Origin of the sequence: Mycobacterium sp., assembly GCF_052145595.1 — a bacterium.
Taxonomy (GTDB): Bacteria; Actinomycetota; Actinomycetes; order Mycobacteriales; family Mycobacteriaceae; genus Mycobacterium.
In genome coordinates this window covers 1-18,531 of sequence record NZ_JBKQOI010000265.1, presented here as the reverse complement: position 1 = coordinate 18,531, position 18,531 = coordinate 1, and the positions used below count along the sequence as shown (strand labels likewise).

Sequence of the window (18,531 nt, the reverse complement as noted above, 5' to 3'; positions counted from 1 at the left end):
AAACCGGATCCTGCAGGGAGCAAGCGGATACGCGGCGACGATCGTCAGCGGAACGGTGACGCGCCGAAATGATGTCGACACCGGGGCGCGGCCCGGCCGGCTGGTGCGCGGAGCGCGTTAAGGGTCCCGCGCGTCAAACGCCCATGAAGGCAGTCGCCGGCAACCCGGCTCGCACCCGCGACGAGGACGCGATCGGAACGCCGCCCGCGTCGCCGACACTGGTGCCGGCCGAACGGTATTACTCTCCGGCGTTCGCCGCGCTCGAGATCGAGCGGATGTGGCCGAAGGTGTGGCAGGTCGCGTGCATGGTCGATCATGTGGCGGAGCCGGGCGACTACTTCGAATACCGTTGTGGCCCATACGGTGTGCTGATCGTCCGGGGAGACGACGGCGTGTTGCGCGCATTCCAGAACGCGTGTCGCCATCGCGGCAACTCACTGTGCGTGGGCTCGGGATCGGGATTGCGCGAGCTCAAGTGCGGCTACCACGGCTGGACCTGGGACCTGGCCGGCGCGCTCAAGCGGGTGCCCAACCGCAAGGGCTTCGGCTCGCTACGAATGTCCGACTTCCCGCTGGTGCCGGCCCGGGTCGAGGTTTGGGACGGGCTGGTCTTCGTCAACCTCGACATGGGCGCGATGCAGTTGACCGAGTACCTCGAGGCGGTGCCCGAAGACATCGCCTGGTGCAATCTGCGCGACTTCCGTTGCTACGCCACGCTCACGGTCGAGGTTGACGCGAACTGGAAGACGATCGCCGATGGCTACAGCGAGACCTACCACATTCAGACCCTGCATCCGGAATTGCTGCGCTGTGTCGATGACATCCATGCGCCACAACAGATTTGGGGTCACACGGGCAAGTCCGACCAGCCCTATGGTGTGCAGAGCCCACGCTTTGACGACGCGCTGAGCGACGAAGAGGTCTGGGACGCCTACGTCTACACCCAGGGCGCGCTGATGGGCGCGGCCGAAGGCACACCGTTCCCCAGCGACGAACGCCGGCCCGGCCAGACGGTTGCCGACCTGATCGCGGCACGCACCCGGGCGTTCGCCGCGCAGCGCGGGGTCGACCTCGACTGGGCGGACACCGACCGGATCACTCGGCTGCACCAGTACAACGTGTTCCCGAACATGACGTTGCTGGCCAACGCCGACCACTTGACAATCATGTGCTCGCGGCCCGGTGCCAATCCCATCTCCAGCCCCGACACTGGCGAGCTGGTCATGTTCTTGATGACGCGGATGCCGCCGGGTGCGGAGCGCAACAAGCCGACGGATGTCCGCACGACCGCCGGCGAAGCCGAACCTGGCTTGGTGCTCACCCAGGACATCCGGCTGCTCGCGGGCTTGCAGCGCGGCCTGCACCAACCCGGCTTCACCAATTTGGTGCTCTCCGGCGAGGAGCGGCGCGTGATCAACATGCATCGCAACCTCGAGCGCTACCTGGACCTGCCCGAGCCCGAACGGATGAGTGGCGGCGCGCCCGATCAAACTCTGCCAACATAATTGGCGCAGAAACCCCGAAAGTGCTCCGAAGCGAACTAGAATCCCCGCTTGTGACGACCCCGTCAAACGCCTGGGGCAACGAACGAGGGCAACTTTCGCATCACCTACAGATGCGATATCAAGCTCTCGGCCAGAGACGGGCGCGACGGCTGTGCCAGCGCTTCGAGCGCGTCGGGGTCCAAACCGCGCCGGATCGCCTCAAGGCGATGCTGGCGGGCGTGCCCGCCGCGGACGACGAAGTCACGGATGTCAACTTCGCTCTGATCGCGATCGAGCTTAACCGCGAGGCTCGCGTCGCGAAGTTCAAGCGGCTCAAACGACGCGGCACCCGTTCCCTGATGTTTGCGGGCTTGGTCCTGGTGGTATTGAATTTTCTTTTCTGCGTCGCCTACGTTTTGCTGAACCTGGCCCAACAAACGACCCCGTTGTGAATCGACGCCAAGTCAGTTTCTGGGTCAGTTCCTGGCTCGCTCGTTGTGTCTGACCTGGTTGAAGGGCACGCCGCGGTCCGCGGCGTATTCGCGCGGGAAGCCCAAGACTCGTTCGCCGATCACGTTACGCGCCATCTCATTGCTGCCCCCGCCGAGCGCGACGGTCTGGCGGGACAGGTAGCGCTCCCCCACCTTGAGCAGGTGGTGGTCATCCTCGACGACGCCGCTGCTTCCGGTGATCTCCATCGCCGTGTCCACCTCCAGACAGGTCACATCGGAGTGGAATAGCCGGATGATCGACCCCGCCGCCGGGGGCAGCGACCCGTCGCGCATGGCCCGGGACACGTGGTCGACAAGTCGGTCGCGCACCATCCGCCGGGCCAACACCCGACCCACCATGTCCTGTGTGGCCTCGCTGTCGGCCGAGCCGGCGGCCTCGGCCAGGGCGAAGAAGTCCGTCAGTGCGTCCTCGGAGCGTTCGCGGCCCCGGCCGCTGGCGTATTCCGACCCGTGTCCAACCGCGCGCCGCTCGTGATGCAGCAGCCGCGACGCGACATCCCAGCCCTTGTTGACCTCACCGACGACGGCGTCGTCGCCCAGCCGCAGGCCGTCGAAGAATTCCTCGCAAAACTCCGTCGACCCGTCGACCTGCCGAATGCGGCGCAGAGTTACGCCGGGCGCGTTGATCGGAACCAGGAACATCGTGAGGCCCTCATGCTTGGGCACCATAAAATCGGTGCGGGCCAGCAGCAGGCCGTAATCGGCGGCAAACGCGCTAGTGCTCCAGGTCTTGGCGCCGTTGATGATCCACGTGTGCCCGTCGTGGTCGGCGCGGGTGATCAGCCCGGCGAGGTCCGAGCCGCCGCTGGGCTCGGAAAGCAGTTGGACCAGCACCTCTTCGCCGCGGAGTGCCACCGGAATGTGCTGGCGTTTCTGCGCTTCAGTGCCGGTGTCGAGCAGGCTCGCGCAGCAGATCGTGAAGGTTGGCGTGTTGAGGATCAGCGGCATCTCGTAGCCCGCGGTCTCGGCGTCAAACGCCTTTTGGTAGGCGACGTCCAGGCCGAGCCCGCCGTATTCGCGGGGAAAGCAAATTCCCGCGAAGCCTCCCCCGTGGAGCCGCCTTTGCAGGTCGCGGGCCCGCTGCCAAGCGGCGTCGTCACCGCGGCCGGCTAGAGGTGGGCGAGCGGGATCGAGCCGCGGCATATTCTGGGCAAGCCATTCTCGGGCCCGCGCCGCGAAGGCCTCCACGGATTCGGTCATGCCGCCGATCCCGAGTTTCTCAGTCGGGCGTATATGGCCCGATGGTGTTCGGCGGGCGTTCCAAACATCCCGCGGTACAGAGTTATTCGGCGCACGAACATATGCAGGTCGTGTTCCCAGGTGACGCCGATGCCGCCATGGAGTTGCACACATTCTTGAGCGATCATGGTGGCGTGCTCGCCGAGGTAGGACTTGGCGGCGCTCACCGTCAGCGGCGCGTCGGGGTTGCGGGCGGCGACGTCTGCGACCGCACCGTCGGTGATCGCGCGGCAGGCCTCCAGCCACATCTTCATGTCCGCGAGGCGGTGTTTGAGGGCCTGATAGGACGCCAATGGGCGGCCGAAACTGTGCCGGTCCAGCGCCCACCGGATGGTCATATCCAAGACGGTGTCGAGGATCCCGACGATTTCGGCGCACTGCAGCACCACGGCGATCTGCGCCTGACGATCGATCAGGGCCGGCGCCTGTGCCACCGACCCGACCGCCGCGGAAGCTTCGACACGCACACCGTCGAAATGCACTCGCGCGTAACGTTTCACGAGATCCAACGATCGCTGCGGGACCACGGAGACGCCGGGTGCGTCGGCGGGCACCACGAACTGGCGCGGCCCGTCTTCGCTGCGCGCCACCACCAGCAGCAGCGTGGACTCGGCCCCCGCCTCCACCCGATCCTTCACCCCGTCGATGCGGTAGCCGTCGGCGGTCGGTTTGGCGGTGACGGTCGGCTGCTGCGGCGAGAACGGGCGGTTCGGCTCATCGACCGCCCACGCCGCCACCGCCTCGCCCGACATCACGGACTCGATCGTCGGTAGGTGTTGGTCGCGGTTGTCGGCCTCGGTCAGGGCGGCCAACACGATGCTGACGGGGTACAGCGGCCCGGGGGCCACCGTGTGTCCGAGGTTTTCGGCGATCAGCGCCAGGTCTTTGAGGCCGTCGCCCGACACGCTGCCACCACCGAGTTCCTCGGGCACCAGCAGGCCGGCCCAGCCCAGTTCAGCCGCGCGGACCCACCAGGCACGGTCAAAGGAGAGGCCTTCGGCGTGCAGGGCGCGGACCCGCTCGAGCGATGCGTACCTGTCCAAGAACGCGCGCGCGGTGGAAACGAACAGCTCCGCTTCCGGTGGGGTGGCGTCAGCCATCACGGTGTTCATCCTCGATTCCGAACGTGTTGACGGCCACGGCCAGCAAGCAGTAACCACCCACGGTGAACACTAGATCCATTCGTTGCCGGTCGTCGAAGTGCCAGCCCAGCTCTGCCCACGTCGCATCGAGAATCGTGCTGTGCTCGTCGAGTTCGTCGACCGCACGGACCACCACGCGGTCCAGGTCATCCGTCATCGCGTCGTACCGAATCGCGTCGATCTCCGCGGTAGAGAGCCCGGCCCGCCGGGCGATCGGGATGTGGTGTGACCACAGGTAGCCGCAGTCGCGCCGGTGCACGACCCGCAGCAGGGCGATCTCACGCACCCGCGCCGACAGGGTGGAGTCGATCAGCAGGTAGGCGTTGAACCGCAGGTATGCCCGGGTCAGGTCGGGGTGGCGCGCCATCGTCGCCAGAATGTTGCCGGCGTCGCGTGCATTGGTCCGCTCGGGCGGTAACAGTGCCGTCAGTGCGGCGCGCGTTCGATCATCCCATTCCTCGTCAGGCAGCGGCGTCAGTCGCGGCGGGCGTTGGGTGGACACTATGCGTCTACTCGATCGGTTCGTCGCCCAGCACAGTGGTGCGCAGCATCTCCCGCGGTGAATCCGGGTCATAGGGTGCCGCTCGGTGCAACACCCCCTGGTTGTCCCAGATGACGGTGTCACCCACCGACCAGCTGTGCCGATAGATCTTGTCCGGACTGGTTGCGCGGTCCAATAATTCGGCCAGCAACGCACGGCCCTCGTCGAGGTCCATGCCGACCACATAGTCCGCCGAGGCGCCCAGGACAAGCGATTTGCGGCCGCTACGATGGGTCCAGACCAGCGGGTGCTCATGCGTGCGCCGTTGCCGCCAGCGCTGCACCTGCTCCGGCGTGGGCTCGGGGGTGATGCGGCGCTGTGAGGCTTCCAGGGAATGCACCACCCGCAGCGAGCCGAGCCGGCGCTTTTCCTCGTCGCTCAATTCTTCGTAGGCCGCATACGAATTCGCGAATTCGGTTTCGCCGCCGCGCTCGGCCACCGCGACCGCCGACAGCAGGGTGGCTTTCTGCGGGCACTCCTCGCCGAGGGGAGTACATCCATCGATGTGCCAATCGAAGGTGGCTCGCAGGTAGGCGGCCGAGGAGTTCTTCGAGGTGTCCAGCGTGATCGGGTAGATGCCCGCGACCGGATGGTGGCCGTCCGAAGAGTGGTCGACCTCGCCGAGCCGGCGGCAGAACTCCACCTGCGTTTCGGGGTCCAGACCCAGCTCGCGGAAGACCAATACGCCGTTGTCTTCCAGCGCCGCCAACACTGCCCGCCCGAGCAGGTCGTCGGACGTCAACCGGTCGGCCTCGATGCCGACAACCTCGGCGCCGACCGACGACGTGAGCTTGTTGAGGGTGAGCACACTCATCGCGTGTCCTTTCTGATGGGCCCGGCGGTCAGGGCACTGGTTCGCCAACGCGGTCAAGGACGGCGTCGGCGGAGTCGGTCGGCTTGGGCTGACCGAAGACTTCGACGGCCATCGCGACCATCACCAACGAGTAGATGAGGCGCAGCAGGTGCACCGCATCCTCGGGCAGGTCATCCAAAGAGAACTTGTCGCAGTACTCGATGGCTTCTTCCACGCGGGGGAAAAACGCATCATAGAATTCCCGCATCTCAGCCATGCTGCTGGCCGACCGCTGATTCCAGCGTTCGGCTTCGGTTGGCAGACACCACGTTTGAGCGAAGCCCTCGAGTTCGGCGAAGGCGCTGGGCAAAAGAGATTCGGTCATCGCTCACACCCCCACCGGCTGGGTTTCGCGCTGATACTGCTCGACCCAATCGACGACCTCTTTGTGTAGATGGCGAACCAGGATCTCCTGGTCGTTGAGCGGGAACTCGTCGACGATCCCGGTTTCCAGCGCCGCCTGGGTGCCGCCGAGCATACCGGCATCCTGCAGGGCGAACTCCTTGAGCACCACCGCGGCCACTTCGTGCTCGATGCGTTCCCGCACGCTACGGGCCGGATGGAAGGCGGTGTAGGCCTCGAATCGGTGCGTGTTGTGGGACGTCGGCCAGTACCGGTAAACCAGATACCAGCCTCCGTAGATCAGGATCTCGAGGTTGGGGAAGATCTGAAAATTGCTGATGCCCCACGGATCGATACCGCCGGGATTCAGCCCGGCCGGCATCTCGCCGATGTCGGGGGTACGCCAGGGCCCGACAAGCCCGCTGCGAGTTGCCCGTTCGATCGGATACATGTATTCCGGGGCCATCAACCAACGGCGGGTGCCCGCGGTCGACACCACCCGGTGCGGTCCGTCGATCTGGAAGTGGGCGCATTCAAACCCGGCATTGGGGTCGCGCACGACGGCGGGGACTTGCTGGGGATGCAGCGCCGGGACGTGGTAGTACTCCTGGAACGCGTCGGCGAAGATCTTCCAGTTGCTGTTGTTGTGCGCCAGGAAGTCGTACCGCTCCGTCAGCTTGCCGAACGGGTAGTCGTCCAGGCCGGTGATCATCGGCCCGAGGAAGTCACGCAGGCTCTGTCGCGGCTGTTCATCGAGGTTGATGAAGATGAAGCCGTTCCATACGTCGCAGTGCACGGGGCGCAGGCCGTAGTCGGCGGGGTCGAGGTCGAAGAACTCCGGGTCTTGCTGCACGAACGTCAATGCGCCATCCAGGCCGTAACGCCAGCCGTGGTATTTGCAGGTGAACTGCCGGCACGTCCCGTTGGTCTCCTCATGCGGAAAGTCGTTCCACACCAGCTTGTTACCGCGATGGCGGCAGATGTTGTGGAAGGCCCGGATCACCTCGTCTTTGCCTTTGACCACGATGATCGACGCGGGCGCAGCCTCGATCTCCTTGGTGAAGTAGCTGCCCACGCGCGGCAGCTCCTCCACGCGGCCGACGTTCAGCCAGGCACGTTTGAAGATCGCCTCGCGTTCGAGCCCGTAGAACTCCGGTGATGTCGAGTCGCGGAACGAAATCGGGCCGATGCCCAATTCCGGATAGTGCTCGGTCCAGCTGCCCTCCGCCGGCTTAGGCCATCGACCCATGAGAACCTGCCTCTCGTTGACGCCGTGTCGAACCGTGTTGTGCCGGCTCTCTCACATCACTGCCCCGCCGTTCACCCCGAGGACCTGACCGGTGATAAACCCCGCCTCCTCCGAGCACAAGAAACCCACCGCCGCGGCGATGTCGTCGCCGGTGCCCAGGTGCCCGACCGGAATCCTGCGGGCCAGCTCCTCATTGGCCACCACGTGCCCCTGGGCCTGCGACTGACGCTGCATCGGCGTTTCAATTCCCGATGGGGGGATGTTGTTGACGGTGATTCCCAGCCCCGCATATTCATTGGCCAGCGATTTGGTCAGCGTGATCACCGCACCCTTGGAGGCCGCGTAGTGTGCCATTCGCGGCGACCCCCGCTGCGCGCTGGATGACGAAATCATCACGATGCGGCCCCATTTGGCCGCGATCATGTCGGGCAGCGCCACCTGACAGCAGTGGAACGTGCCGGTCAGGTTGACGTCGATGATGCGGGACCAGGACTCGGGCGTGATGTCGATAAACGGTGCGAAGCCAACCATCCCCGCGCTTGTCACCAGGATGGTCACCGGTCCCAACTCGCTTCGCACCTTGGCGAAGGCCTCCTCCACCGCCGGGCGGCTGGTGACATCGGCCGCCACACCGAGTGCCTCGACCCCTTCTGCGCGAAGCTCTTCAGAAACTCGTTGCGCCGCTTCGCCGTTGATGTCGAGTACCGCGACCTTGTGTCCGCGTCGGCCCAGCTCGTGGCACGTAGCCTCCCCCATGCCCGACGCGCCGCCGGTCACCACCGCCACCCGTGTCATTGCGTGTGCCTCATTACTGACCGTCCCGTCACTCGTAGACCACCGTTACTGTTTCACTAGTCGGCAGCGACTGGCAGGTCAATACCCAACCCTCGGCTACTTCCTCCTCGGTGAGCGCATCGTTGGTGATCATGCGTGCGCTGCCGTTAGTCAGCCGAGCCATACACGTTCCGCAGTTGCCGATTTCACAAGACGACGGCGCAGACAGGCCCGCGATGCGCGCCGTTTGCAGCAAGGTATCGCCCTCTCGGTACCTCACGGTGGTGGTCTTGCGGTCGAGTTTGATCGTCACCTGCTCCGTCGTCGGGCCGTCGATGCCCGCTGCGGCGTCGACGTCGCCGCTTGCACTCGCTTGTCCCATCCAGGGGAGAATATCAAGTACTTGTCATATTCATCAACTACTTGACATCCGCCGGCTAAGCCTCGGTGTGTTCGGTGAACAAGATATGCCCCGTGCCCTTTTCGACGACACGGGCAAGCAGGTCGTGCAACAGCTGTTGCTCGTCGGCTGTAAGCACCCCGAACACGCTCTCGTGAGCGGCGATCGCGTCGGCCAGCACCGCCGTGGTGACGGCTCGTCCCTCGTCGGTCAGGTGCGCCTGCATGATCCGTCGGTGCTGCGGATCCTGTTTGCGCTCCACCAGACCACGACGTTCCAGTGCGGCCAGCGCGAGCTGGGCACCCTGCGGGCTGATCAACAGTCGCCGGGCAAGCTCGGCGCCTGACAAGCCGGGTTCGTTGGCCAGCTGACGCATCAAACCGATCTGCGCCGTCGTCACTCCATGGCCGCTGATCGCCTCGTTCACGGTCGTCAGCGAGAAGTGAAAAGCCTGCTTCAGCAGCCACAGAATGTTGTCAGTGATTTCCATGCCCTGCTCCGGGATCGTTCCGGTAGATGCGACCGTCTTTCATGACGAACCGGACGTCGCAAGTGGTCGTGATGTCCTGTGCGGGATCATCCGGCACGGCAATGATGTCGGCGAGATAACCGGGCGCGAGGCGGCCCAGTTCGTGGTCGGCCTCGATGAGCTCGGCGCTGGTCACCGTCGCCGCGCGGATCGCCTGCATGGGTGTCATACCTCGCTCCACCAGCGCGCACAGCTCTTTCGCGTTCTGCCCGTGCGGGATCGCGGGTGCGTCGGTGCCGCAGGCGATGCGCACGCCGGCCGCAATCGCCTTGGGCAGCATCGACTTTGCCCGGGGAAACACCTCGTTGGCCTTCTTGCGCAACTCGGGTGCGATCCGGTCGACGGCCATCGCGTCAGTCAGGTAGGTCGTCGACACCAGGAAGGTGCCGTGGTCGACCATCATCTGAATCGTCTCGTCGGTGGCCAGGAACCCGTGTTCGATGCAGTCGATACCCGCCCTGATACAGGCGCGGATGGCGGTGTCGCCGACGGCGTGGGCGGCAACCCGGATCCCGGCGCGATGTGCCTCGTCGGCGATGGCGGCGAACTCCTCGTCGGAGTACTGCTGGGCCCCCGGTGCCGTGCTGTGCGACATCACACCGCCCGAAGCGGACACCTTGATCACCTTGGCGCCGTGGCGAATCTGGTAGCGCACGCACGCGCGTACGTCGGGCACCCCATTGGCTATGCCTTCCGCCACGCTCAGCGGCATTATGCCGGGCGCCAGGCGCTGAAATACCGTCGGATCGAGGTGCCCACCGTAGGGCGTGACGGCGTGGCCGGCGGGCACGATCCGCGGGCCGGTGTGCCAGCCCTGGTCGATCGCACGCTGCAGAGCGACGTCCAGCAGGTAGCCGCCGGTCTTGACCATCAGACCGAGATTGCGCACCGTGGTGAACCCCGCGTTCAGGGTGGTGTGGGCATTCACGGCGCCGCGCAGCGTGCGGTAGGCCGGGTCGTCTTGCACGCCGTGCATCGGGTTGGGCAGACCCTCCGGTCCACCGGGCCCGCCGATGAGCAGGTTCAGCTCCATGTCCATCAGCCCCGGCAGCAGCGTGACATCGCCCAGGTTGATGTCGGTAGCCGAATCTGGGAGCGGCTCAACCGGATTCACGGCGCTAATGCGGTCTTCCTCGATCACCAGCACGGCCGGTGAGCGGACCTGGCCGGCGTCGATGTCGACCCAGCGGTCGGCCCGCAGGACGATGGTCACGGGACGGGTTCGGAGACGCAGTCCAGGCTGGACGCACCGGAGTCAGGTACCCGCGGCTGCTTCCAACATTCCACCGGAAACGACACCATGATCATGGAGTACAGCAGGTGCATCAGGTTGATGACGTCCTCGGGCAGATCATCGAGCGGGAACTTGTCGCAGTACGCGATGGCTTCTTCGGCCCGCGGCGTGATGGCGTCGTAGAAGGCTTGCATCTCGGCCATCGAACTGCTCAGCCTCTTGTGATAGCGCTGCGGCTCGCTGTCGAGGCACCAATCGGAAAACCGTTCCAGGCCGGCGAATTCGGTTGGCAGTCTGGCACCCACGGCTATACGCCCGCCGTGTTGCGCTGGTAGTCATCGATCCAGGCGGCGGTCTCCTTGTGCAGATGCCGCAGCAGCACCTCCTGGTCATTGAGCAGGAATTCCCGCACCGCGCCCGACTCGACCACGGATTGGGTCGCTTCCAGCGTATTGGCGTCCTGCAGCCCGTATTCCTTGAACGTCACCGCGGCGAGCTCCTGGGCGACCCTTTCGCGCGGCGTGCGTGGCGCAGGGAAGTACACGGTGCCCTCGAACAGGTGGGTGTTATAGGACGTCGGCCAGTAGTGGTAGGTCAGGTACCAGCCCTGGCCCCAGATCAAGATCACGAAGTTCGGGAACAGCTGAAACGAGTCCAGTCCCCACGGGTCACACTTGGCCGGATTGACGCCGGTGGGCAGCTCACCGAGATCGGCCGTGTCCCAAGGCCCGAACAACCCGCTTCGGCAGATGTCTTCGATGGGCTTGCGCATGTCGGGGTCCATCTCCCAGGCCCGTACCCCGGAGGTGCTGACCAGGCGATGGGGGCCCTCGATGCGATAGTGCGGCGCCTCGAAACCGGCTTCGGCCGCGGCCTTGGAGTAGGTGGTGGGTGACTGGTTCGCGTGCAGCACCGGTGCGTGATAGAACTCCTGGAAGGCGTCCATGTAGAGCTTCCAATTCGCGTTCACCTGCGAGCGGTAGCACCACCGTGAGGTCATCTGGCCGAAGGGGTAACCCTCCAGATCGGTGATCATCGGCCCGAGGAATTCTCGCAGCGACTGCTCGGGTCGCGGCGCGAAGTTGACGAAGATGAACCCTTCCCAGACGTCGCAATGCACCGGCACCAGCCCGTACCGGTCCTTGTCGAGATCGAAGAACTCGCTCTCCTGCTGCACATGGGTGAGCTTGCCGTCCAGGTCGTAGCGCCAGGCGTGGTATTTGCAGGTGAACTGCCGGCACACACCGCTGGTCTCCTCGAGCGGCATGTCATTCCATACCAGCTTGTTGCCCCGGTGCCGGCAGATGTTGTGAAACGCGTTGACCTTGCCGGCGGAGTTGCGGACCACGATGATCGACGTGTTGACGACCTTGAGTTCCTTGGTGAAATAGCTGCCCGTGCGCGGAAGGCTTTCCACGCGACCAACATTCAGCCACGCCCGTTTGAAGATCGCCGCGCGCTCGAGCTCGTAGACCTGCGGGCTGATGGAATCCTCGTAGGACACCGGCCCAGTGCCCAGCTCGGGATAGTGCTGTGTCCAGCTGCCTTCGGACGGTTTGGGGAAGCGAGCCATGTCTGCTGACCGTATATGCTCAGCATCACAATCGCAAGTAGTTGATATTGCTAGCGGCTGGTGGTTGAGGAGGACGTTCCGTGCGCCAACATGACACGCTGTTCATTGGTGGGAGATGGTCGTCACCGAGCACCGATGACACGATCGCGGTGATTTCGCCGTACACCGAATCACTCATCGCGCGGGTGGCTTCGGCCGGCCCCGCCGATGTCGACGCGGCCGTGACGAGCGCACGGACAGCGTTCGATACAGGCCCGTGGCCACGTCTGGATCCCTCCGATCGCATCCACGCCGTGCGCCGGCTCGCGAAACTCTATGCGGCGCAACGCTCCCAGATGGCCGACCTGATCACCGCCGAAATCGGCGCACCCACTACCTTCGCCCAGCGCGCTCAGGTCGGGCTGCCGTCGATGATGATGACCGCGTTCTGCGACCTCGCCGAGACCTTCGGATGGCAGGAGACCCGACGTGGTTTCTACGGTTCCGATCTTGACCTTCGTCGCGAACCCGTCGGTGTCGTCGCCGCGATCGTCCCGTGGAACATGCCGCAGTTTCTGATCGTCACCAAGCTCGTCCCGGCGCTGTTGGCCGGCTGTTGTGTGGTGGTCAAGCCAGCGCCGGAATCGCCGCTCGACGCGCTCCTGCTAGCGGCGATGCTCGAAGAAGCCGGCCTCCCGGAGGGTGTCGTCAGCGTGCTGCCCGGCGACGCGAAACTCGGCGAGCGGCTCATCGGCCACCCCGGTGTGGACAAGGTGTCATTCACCGGTTCCACCGCCGCGGGCAAGGCGGTCGCGGCGGCCTGCGCGGCCGACCTCAAGCGGGTCAGCCTCGAACTTGGCGGCAAGTCCGCCGCAATCGTCCTCGACGATGCCGATCCCGCCGCGGTCGCGTCGGCCATCCGGTCGGCGAGCCTGTCCAACTCCGGCCAGATCTGCAATGCGCTCACCCGAATCCTGCTGCCCGCCAACGGCAGCGATCAGTTCGTCGACGCGTTGGCAGCCGAAATGGAGTCGCTGCAGATCGGCGACCCGGCCGACCCGGCGACGCAGCTTGGCCCGCTAGTGGCACGGCGCCAACAGGAGCGGGTCCGCAACTACATCACCGAGGGCCAGCGGGAAGGTGCGCGTCTTGTCATCGGCGGCACCGATCTGCCCGACGGCATCGAGCGCGGCTGGTACGTGAAGCCGACGCTGTTCACCGACGCCGACAACGCCATGCGCATCGCCCGCGAGGAGATCTTCGGCCCGGTCCTGACCGCCATCCCGTACCGCGGCGAAGAAGAAGCCATCGCGATCGCCAACGATTCCGACTACGGTCTGGCCGGTTCGGTGTTTACGGCCGATCCCGGTCGCGGGGCCGACATTGCGGGCCGGGTGCGCACGGGAACCTTCGGCGTCAACCAGGGCTACACCAATGGACCCGTTCGCCCCCTTCGGCGGGGTCAAAGCCAGCGGCTACGGACGTGAACTCGGCACCGAAGGGATCGACGGCTACACGGTCATCAAATCGATCTCCACAGCAGCCGCGCAGTGATGCCGCCCTCAACGCGGAGCGACGATGCCGTTGTCGCTATCAATCTGACTGATATATGTCAAGGTAACTGACATGACCCGAGGGTGCGGCGCCGTAGCAGAGCTCTCCCCTAATCGCGGTCGTGATGGCACACGGTTTCGAGTTTGAGACCGAATGGGTCATACCAGAAGGTGGCGTAGTAGTGGCCGGGGTACTGCGGGAAATGCTGAGGGGGATAGACGACCGTGCCGCCGATCTGACTGACATGGTCGTGCACTGTGTGCACCAGGGATCGGCGCCGGACGATGAACGCCAGGTGCTGCAGGCCGGTCCGCTGTGCTGAGTACTCGCCCGCCTGAGTTGCCGGGTAGAAGAACAGGTAGGTGCCCGGCTTGTTCTCGGCAGGCTTATAGGCAAATTCGTCGGCGGCATCGAAGAACGGCTCGAATCCGACGAGGGGCATCAACGCGTCGTAGTAGCGCTTCGCGGCGGCGAGATCAGGAACGTTGATGCCCAGGTGGCCAAGCATCGCATCAGTATCCGTTCTCAGCGCTGCGTGGCATTGCCGGCGTGTGCTTGGTCGCCTTCATGCTGGGCCGCGCCCATCACCGGCCAGCTGCAGCAGAAGGCGCGTGCCGCCCAGCGGGCTGGCATGCAAAGACGCTTTGCCGCCGTGCAATTCGGCCTGCTGGGCGACGAGCGCCAGCCCTAACCCGGAGCCCGAACGCGAAGCCGTCGACCCGCGGGAGAAGCGTTCGAAGACCGTGCTGCGTTCCGATTCCGGGACCCCGGTGCCGTTGTCGTCGATGGCGATTTCCACACCCGCTCCGGAACTGCTTACGGTGAGCCGGATTTCGGTGGCGCCGCCGTGCTTGACGGCGTTGGCGATGGCGTTGTCGATCACCAACCGCAGCCCGGTGGGCAGCCCCAGCATCAATACCGTGGGCGACGGCACCAGCGACACCTGCACGTCGGGGTAGATGCGAAGCGCGTCGTGTGCGGCACGATCCAGGAGCTCGGTGATGTCGAAGGGGACAAAATCGTCGACGGTGATCAGTTCGCCCTGCGCTAACCGTTCGAGCGCCGTTAAGGTCGCTTCAATCCGACTCTGGGTGCGGATGACGTCGCCGATCACCTCTTGACGCTGCTCCGGGGGCAACTCCAGGGTGGACAACACCTCCAGGTTGGTGCGCATGGCCGTCAACGGGCTGCGCAGCTCGTGTGAGGCGACGGCGGCGAAGTCCCGGGCCGACTCGAGCGCCGCCTTGGTGCGCTGTTGCTCGTTGCCGATGCGAGCCAGCATTCCCTCGACCGCCTCGGCGATCTCTACCGCCTCACGCACGCCGCGGACCTGGACTTCGTCGGGGCTGGACTGAGCATTGATGGCGCGTGCCTGCTGGGCCAGCAGCAGGAAAGGATTGACCATGATCAACGAGATCACCCAGCCGACAAGGATCGTGCCGCCGATCACGCTGCCACAGATCAACAACACCCGCAGGTGCAGTTCGTTGATCCGTTGCTGAGCCTCAGCCAACGGCGCCGCGAGGGCAATCGAGGCCGGACCCGCGGTGAAGGTGCGGACGCGGTATTGCACGCCGTTGATGGTGGTGTTCGCGTATCCGTTTGGAAGTTTGGGCAGAACGATGTTGCCGGGCACCGACACCGCCACGTCCCCGATGCGCGCGGTGCGCACCAGGCTGCCGTCCGGCATGGGCCGATCGGGATTGGTGAGTTGCGCACTGTTGATCAGGGTATCGATATCGCCCAGGCTGCTCACCGAATCGAGCCGGCGATCGAGCTGACTGTATTGATCGTTGGTGACGCCGATCCACACCCACGCGCCCAAAGCGAGGACGAGAGCAATCACCGACAGCGCGGAGACGATGACGATGGTGCGCAGTGAAAGCACCCGCATCGGCAGCCGCACATGCCGAAACACCGGAAAGTCTGACTCCATCAACGAGCTCGCACGGCCAAGCCGACGTCGCGGGTTCCCACAAAAGCAACGGTAACTTCCATGGTTTTCCAGAGTTGCCCTGGGCTGAGGTGAGTGAGTACTCTCTCACCGTGCTCGCCTCGGGACGCGATCGGCTGCTGGCCGAAGCGCTGAAGCTCTTTGCCGCCAAAGGGTACGCGGCGACGTCGGTGGCCGACATCCAGCGGGCGTCCGGGCTGGCGCCGGGGTCGGGCGCGCTCTACAAGCACTTCGGCTCCAAGCGCGAGCTGTTGGAGGCCGCGGTTGCGCACCGGATCGACAGCATCGTGGCCGCCCGGGAGCAGTACGACACCGGCGAGCCGGACGGCGTCGCGCGGGCGGTGCGGGTCGCGGGCCGGCTGATCTGGGACAACCTCAAACAGAGCGAGGACTTGCTCAAGGTCATGCTGCGTGAACCCGACGAGCTCGGCGACCTCGACCAGAAGATGTGGCAGGTCATCACCGACAACGTCTATCAGCGGTTCGCCGACGAGCTGGCCGCGTCCAATCGTGTCGGCCGCACCCGCATCCCTGATCCCGAGGCGGCCGCGGCCGTCGCAATCGCGTCGCTGTCCTATGCCGCTACGCTGCGAGCGTTGACCGGCCGCCTGCCCGGCAACATCGATGAAGACCGTTACTTGGAGGCGTGGGTCAACCAGACGCTCAGCGTCCTCACGCAATACCGGAGCCCCGAAAATGTCTGAACATCAACCGGTTTCAGGAGTAAAGCCATGACGTTTTCACTGCAATTAAGCGACGACGTGATCGAAGTCCGCGACTGGGTGCACCAATTCGCAGCCGAGGTCATCCGCCCCGCCGCCGCCGAATGGGACGAACGCGAGGAGACTCCGTGGCCCGTGATCCAGGAGGCCGCGAAAGTGGGTCTCTACTCCCCCGATTTCGTCGCTCAGCAGGCGGCCGAGCCGACGGGACTGAGCATGCTCACCACGTTCGAGGAGATGTTCTGGGGTGACGCCGGCATCGCGCTGTCCATCATGGGCACCACGCTGGCCGCGGCGGCGTTGGCCGGCAACGGAACTCCTGAACAGATCGGCCGCTGGCTTCCCGAGATGTTCGGTACGCCCGGCGACCCCAAGCTCGGCGCGTTCTGCTCATCGGAGCCCGAAGCGGGTTCTGACGTCGGGGCCATTCGCACTCGTGCGCGCTACGACGAGGCGGCCCGAGAGTGGGTCCTCGACGGTACCAAGACCTGGGCGACCAACGGCGGTATCGCCAACGTGCACATCGTGGTGGCATCGGTCTATCCCGAACTCGGAACACGCGGCCAGGCGACATTCCTCATCCCGCCGGGCAGCAAAGGTCTGCTCCAGGGGCAGAAATTCAAAAAGCACGGGATCCGCGCTTCGCACACCGCCGAGGTGGTGCTCGACAACGTCCGTCTGCCCGAGGACCTGATTCTCGGCGGCCGGGAGAAGTTCGAGGCGCGGATCGCTCGGGCCAAATCCGGGGCCTCCGTGGGTGGACAGGCGGCGATGAAGACCTTCGAGCGCACCAGGCCCGGTGTCGGCGCGATGGCCGTCGGCGTGGCACGGGCCGCTTATGAATACGCTCTCGAATACGCCTGCCAGCGCGAGCAATTCGGCCGCAAGATCGGTGAATTCCAGGCGGTGGCGTTCAAGCTGGCAGACATGAAAAGCCGCATCGACGCGGCTCGTCTGCTGGTGTGGCGGGCCGGCTGGATGGCGGCCAACAACCAAAACTTCGACTCCGCCGAGGGCTCGATGGCCAAGCTGGTGGCAAGCGAGACCGCGGTGTATGTCACCGACGAGGCCATCCAGATCCTGGGCGGCAACGGCTATACCCGCGACTACCCGGTGGAGCGGATGCACCGCGACGCAAAGATCTTCACCATCTTCGAGGGAACCAGCGAGATCCAGCGCCTGGTGATTTCGCGGGCGCTGACGGGACTGTCCATCCGTTGAGAAACCAGCGCGCCGGCTTCAGCCGGCGCCTCAACCAGCTGTCGTGATCGAGTCGTCCGTGATCCCCGCCGCGCGGCGCGCGGCCAGCCTGCGTTTCTGCGGCTCGATGGTGTAGCGGGGGTCGCGGGCCGATTCCTTGCCCGCCTCGAACACGCCGAACCGGGTCAGCGCCGACGCCGTCAGGAGCGCCAGACCGGATAGCGCGGCGACGCCGCGGTGCCGACCGCCGAGCAGCGCGCCCAAGCCGCCCGCGATGACGAGCCGTTCGCTCCACCGCAGCATCTGGCCGGGACTGCCGTGATGCAATGGCTCAGCGACCACGGGATCCATCCGGCGTTCCATGACTTTCGTCGCGACCAGGTCACCAATCACACCAATTACGGCCAGCTTTCGGGCCGGTCCGGCCTCGGACACCGGCGTGGTGATCATCGCCAACCCCGATGCCGCCAGGCTCGCCGAACTGACGAAAACGAACGGAAGATCTTCGTGCGCGGCGTTCCATGTCGGTGTCGCGGTGTCGGCGAGCAGCACGGCGGTGTAGACGGCGAGCGGCGGCGCGAAGAGTGCGGCTTCCAGTCCGGCGGGTCCTTCCACCGCGCGCAGCACTGGCCGCAACGGGCCCAACGGAAGTCGCTCCCCCGTCATCCGGTCGATCTCGGACACCGCGGCAATCCCGATGCCGGCGCTGAAGGAGCTCAGAATCCATGAGCCGAGGCTCATCGGCGAGGTCAGCTTGAACGTCCGCATCATATTGACGAAGCGCTCGGGCCGGCCCAGGTCCTTCACCAGCGCGACCGCGCCCAGCATCACGGCAACCAGGGCGGACAGCCGGGCGTTGCGGCGCAGCTTCGTGCGCCCGGTCAGCTGGGCCCCGGCCGCCAGCAGGCCGGACCCGCCCGCGACACCACCCAGAAACAGGTACGCCGCGACCTCATGGCCCCAGGGCGCGGGCTTGACCACCGGACGTCCGTAGTACGAGGTGAACTCGGCTTCGGGGACCATCGGCATCTCGCGCGAACCGTCTCCGCCGCCCCGACGGCCCGGGCGATTGCCTTTCTTGCGTTTGCCGCCCGCGGGCTCCGGCGAGCGGAAGCTGTCGAATTCGGAGGTGCTCAACGCTGCCTCACCGGCCTTTCCAGAAAGCCAGCGCGGCCGCGCCGAACATGCCGGCCGCGGCCAGTCCCGCCCGTTTGAACATCTGCATCAGGTCAGCCGTGCACACCCGCGGG

The 18,531-nt window shown here is 65.4% G+C and carries 18 protein-coding genes and 3 pseudogenes; 5 read left to right on the top strand and 16 right to left on the bottom strand.

Annotated features, from left to right (window positions below):
- Positions 1 to 143 precede the first annotated feature (143 nt).
- Together ACLP4W_RS22885 and ACLP4W_RS22880 are read left to right on the top strand one after the other, a co-directional pair.
- Entirely contained in the window at positions 144 to 1,505 is a 1,362-nt protein-coding gene (locus tag ACLP4W_RS22885) for an aromatic ring-hydroxylating oxygenase subunit alpha (RefSeq protein ID WP_442389695.1), read from the top strand.
- A 110-nt stretch (positions 1,506 to 1,615) separates the two neighbouring features.
- A complete protein-coding gene (locus tag ACLP4W_RS22880) occupies positions 1,616 to 1,936 on the top strand; it encodes a hypothetical protein (protein WP_442389694.1) in 321 nt (106 codons plus the stop codon).
- A gap of 24 nt (positions 1,937 to 1,960) precedes the next feature.
- Here the strand turns inward: ACLP4W_RS22880 and ACLP4W_RS22875 are convergent, their stop codons facing one another.
- The 12 genes and pseudogenes from ACLP4W_RS22875 to ACLP4W_RS22820 all read right to left on the bottom strand — a co-directional run bounded on the left by ACLP4W_RS22875 (position 1,961) and on the right by ACLP4W_RS22820 (position 11,872).
- Entirely contained in the window at positions 1,961 to 3,196 is a 1,236-nt protein-coding gene (locus tag ACLP4W_RS22875) for an acyl-CoA dehydrogenase family protein (RefSeq protein ID WP_442389693.1), read from the bottom strand.
- Entirely contained in the window at positions 3,193 to 4,335 is a 1,143-nt protein-coding gene (locus ACLP4W_RS22870) for an acyl-CoA dehydrogenase family protein (RefSeq protein ID WP_442389698.1), read from the bottom strand. Before ACLP4W_RS22870 ends, ACLP4W_RS22875 begins: the two co-directional genes overlap by 4 nt.
- Positions 4,328 to 4,879, bottom strand: coding sequence for a carboxymuconolactone decarboxylase family protein (locus ACLP4W_RS22865; RefSeq protein ID WP_442389692.1), 552 nt, complete (start codon positions 4,877 to 4,879; stop codon positions 4,328 to 4,330). The genes ACLP4W_RS22870 and ACLP4W_RS22865 overlap by 8 nt, the downstream gene beginning before the upstream one ends.
- 7 nt (positions 4,880 to 4,886) lie before the next feature.
- Positions 4,887 to 5,732: a TauD/TfdA dioxygenase family protein gene (locus tag ACLP4W_RS22860; protein WP_442389691.1), complete on the bottom strand. Its 846-nt coding sequence runs from the start codon at positions 5,730 to 5,732 to the stop codon at positions 4,887 to 4,889.
- Positions 5,733 to 5,760: 28 nt separating this feature from the next.
- A complete protein-coding gene (locus tag ACLP4W_RS22855) occupies positions 5,761 to 6,096 on the bottom strand; it encodes a hypothetical protein (RefSeq protein ID WP_442389690.1) in 336 nt (111 codons plus the stop codon).
- Positions 6,097 to 6,099: 3 nt separating this feature from the next.
- Positions 6,100 to 7,362, bottom strand: coding sequence for an aromatic ring-hydroxylating oxygenase subunit alpha (locus tag ACLP4W_RS22850; protein WP_442389689.1), 1,263 nt, complete (start codon positions 7,360 to 7,362; stop codon positions 6,100 to 6,102).
- Positions 7,363 to 7,413: 51 nt separating this feature from the next.
- A complete protein-coding gene (locus ACLP4W_RS22845; protein WP_442389688.1) occupies positions 7,414 to 8,157 on the bottom strand; it encodes an SDR family NAD(P)-dependent oxidoreductase in 744 nt (247 codons plus the stop codon).
- A 28-nt stretch (positions 8,158 to 8,185) separates the two neighbouring features.
- Positions 8,186 to 8,494 (bottom strand): annotated as a pseudogene (locus ACLP4W_RS22840) (2Fe-2S iron-sulfur cluster-binding protein); the annotation flags it as partial.
- 79 nt (positions 8,495 to 8,573) lie between these two features.
- A complete protein-coding gene (locus ACLP4W_RS22835) occupies positions 8,574 to 9,026 on the bottom strand; it encodes a MarR family winged helix-turn-helix transcriptional regulator (protein WP_442389687.1) in 453 nt (150 codons plus the stop codon).
- Complete coding sequence (locus ACLP4W_RS22830) at positions 9,013 to 10,278, bottom strand: metal-dependent hydrolase family protein (protein WP_442389686.1); 1,266 nt, start codon at positions 10,276 to 10,278, stop codon at positions 9,013 to 9,015. The genes ACLP4W_RS22835 and ACLP4W_RS22830 overlap by 14 nt, the downstream gene beginning before the upstream one ends.
- Positions 10,275 to 10,604: a hypothetical protein gene (locus ACLP4W_RS22825; RefSeq protein ID WP_442389685.1), complete on the bottom strand. Its 330-nt coding sequence runs from the start codon at positions 10,602 to 10,604 to the stop codon at positions 10,275 to 10,277. The genes ACLP4W_RS22830 and ACLP4W_RS22825 overlap by 4 nt, the downstream gene beginning before the upstream one ends.
- Before the next feature lie 2 nt (positions 10,605 to 10,606).
- Positions 10,607 to 11,872 (bottom strand): aromatic ring-hydroxylating oxygenase subunit alpha, encoded by a 1,266-nt coding sequence (locus ACLP4W_RS22820; protein WP_442389684.1) that lies wholly within the window; start codon positions 11,870 to 11,872, stop codon positions 10,607 to 10,609.
- 98 nt (positions 11,873 to 11,970) lie between these two features.
- Here ACLP4W_RS22820 and ACLP4W_RS22815 point away from each other — a divergent pair.
- A pseudogene (locus tag ACLP4W_RS22815) lies at positions 11,971 to 13,405 on the top strand (aldehyde dehydrogenase).
- Positions 13,406 to 13,514: 109 nt separating this feature from the next.
- On the opposite strand, the gene ACLP4W_RS22810 reads toward ACLP4W_RS22815, so the two are convergent.
- Both ACLP4W_RS22810 and ACLP4W_RS22805 read right to left on the bottom strand, forming a co-directional pair.
- Entirely contained in the window at positions 13,515 to 13,913 is a 399-nt protein-coding gene (locus ACLP4W_RS22810; protein WP_442389683.1) for a VOC family protein, read from the bottom strand.
- A 57-nt stretch (positions 13,914 to 13,970) separates the two neighbouring features.
- Entirely contained in the window at positions 13,971 to 15,299 is a 1,329-nt protein-coding gene (locus ACLP4W_RS22805) for a sensor histidine kinase (protein ID WP_442389697.1), read from the bottom strand.
- 152 nt (positions 15,300 to 15,451) lie between these two features.
- Here ACLP4W_RS22805 and ACLP4W_RS22800 point away from each other — a divergent pair, with 152 nt between their 5' ends.
- Both ACLP4W_RS22800 and ACLP4W_RS22795 read left to right on the top strand, forming a co-directional pair.
- Positions 15,452 to 16,063, top strand: a complete 612-nt coding sequence (locus ACLP4W_RS22800; RefSeq protein WP_442389696.1) for a TetR/AcrR family transcriptional regulator — start codon at positions 15,452 to 15,454, stop codon at positions 16,061 to 16,063.
- Between the two features lie 27 nt (positions 16,064 to 16,090).
- Positions 16,091 to 17,302 carry an acyl-CoA dehydrogenase family protein gene (locus ACLP4W_RS22795; protein ID WP_442389682.1) on the top strand — a complete coding sequence of 404 codons (1,212 nt, stop codon included), beginning with the start codon at positions 16,091 to 16,093 and terminating at the stop codon, positions 17,300 to 17,302.
- Positions 17,303 to 17,332: 30 nt separating this feature from the next.
- Here ACLP4W_RS22795 and nrfD read toward each other — a convergent pair whose 3' ends face one another.
- Both nrfD and ACLP4W_RS22785 read right to left on the bottom strand, forming a co-directional pair.
- A complete protein-coding gene (nrfD, locus tag ACLP4W_RS22790; RefSeq protein ID WP_442389681.1) occupies positions 17,333 to 18,418 on the bottom strand; it encodes an NrfD/PsrC family molybdoenzyme membrane anchor subunit in 1,086 nt (361 codons plus the stop codon).
- A gap of 7 nt (positions 18,419 to 18,425) precedes the next feature.
- Positions 18,426 to 18,531 (bottom strand): annotated as a pseudogene (locus ACLP4W_RS22785) (4Fe-4S dicluster domain-containing protein); the annotation flags it as partial.

What these genes read in the sequence shown, in the direction of transcription:
- ACLP4W_RS22845 (WP_442389688.1), bottom strand. Translation starts at nt 8,157, where the DNA reads ATGACACGGGTGGCGGTGGTGACCGGCGGCGCGTCGGGCATGGGGGAG.
- ACLP4W_RS22810 (WP_442389683.1), bottom strand. Translation starts at nt 13,913, where the DNA reads ATGCTTGGCCACCTGGGCATCAACGTTCCTGATCTCGCCGCCGCGAAG.
- ACLP4W_RS22795 (WP_442389682.1), top strand. Translation starts at nt 16,091, where the DNA reads ATGACGTTTTCACTGCAATTAAGCGACGACGTGATCGAAGTCCGCGAC.
- ACLP4W_RS22885 (WP_442389695.1), top strand. Translation starts at nt 144, where the DNA reads ATGAAGGCAGTCGCCGGCAACCCGGCTCGCACCCGCGACGAGGACGCG.
- ACLP4W_RS22820 (WP_442389684.1), bottom strand. Translation starts at nt 11,872, where the DNA reads ATGGCTCGCTTCCCCAAACCGTCCGAAGGCAGCTGGACACAGCACTAT.
- ACLP4W_RS22875 (WP_442389693.1), bottom strand. Translation starts at nt 3,196, where the DNA reads ATGACCGAATCCGTGGAGGCCTTCGCGGCGCGGGCCCGAGAATGGCTT.
- ACLP4W_RS22855 (WP_442389690.1), bottom strand. Translation starts at nt 6,096, where the DNA reads ATGACCGAATCTCTTTTGCCCAGCGCCTTCGCCGAACTCGAGGGCTTC.
- ACLP4W_RS22880 (WP_442389694.1), top strand. Translation starts at nt 1,616, where the DNA reads ATGCGATATCAAGCTCTCGGCCAGAGACGGGCGCGACGGCTGTGCCAG.
- ACLP4W_RS22805 (WP_442389697.1), bottom strand. Translation starts at nt 15,299, where the DNA reads ATGCGGGTGCTTTCACTGCGCACCATCGTCATCGTCTCCGCGCTGTCG.
- ACLP4W_RS22850 (WP_442389689.1), bottom strand. Translation starts at nt 7,362, where the DNA reads ATGGGTCGATGGCCTAAGCCGGCGGAGGGCAGCTGGACCGAGCACTAT.
- ACLP4W_RS22835 (WP_442389687.1), bottom strand. Translation starts at nt 9,026, where the DNA reads ATGGAAATCACTGACAACATTCTGTGGCTGCTGAAGCAGGCTTTTCAC.
- ACLP4W_RS22860 (WP_442389691.1), bottom strand. Translation starts at nt 5,732, where the DNA reads ATGAGTGTGCTCACCCTCAACAAGCTCACGTCGTCGGTCGGCGCCGAG.
- ACLP4W_RS22870 (WP_442389698.1), bottom strand. Translation starts at nt 4,335, where the DNA reads ATGGCTGACGCCACCCCACCGGAAGCGGAGCTGTTCGTTTCCACCGCG.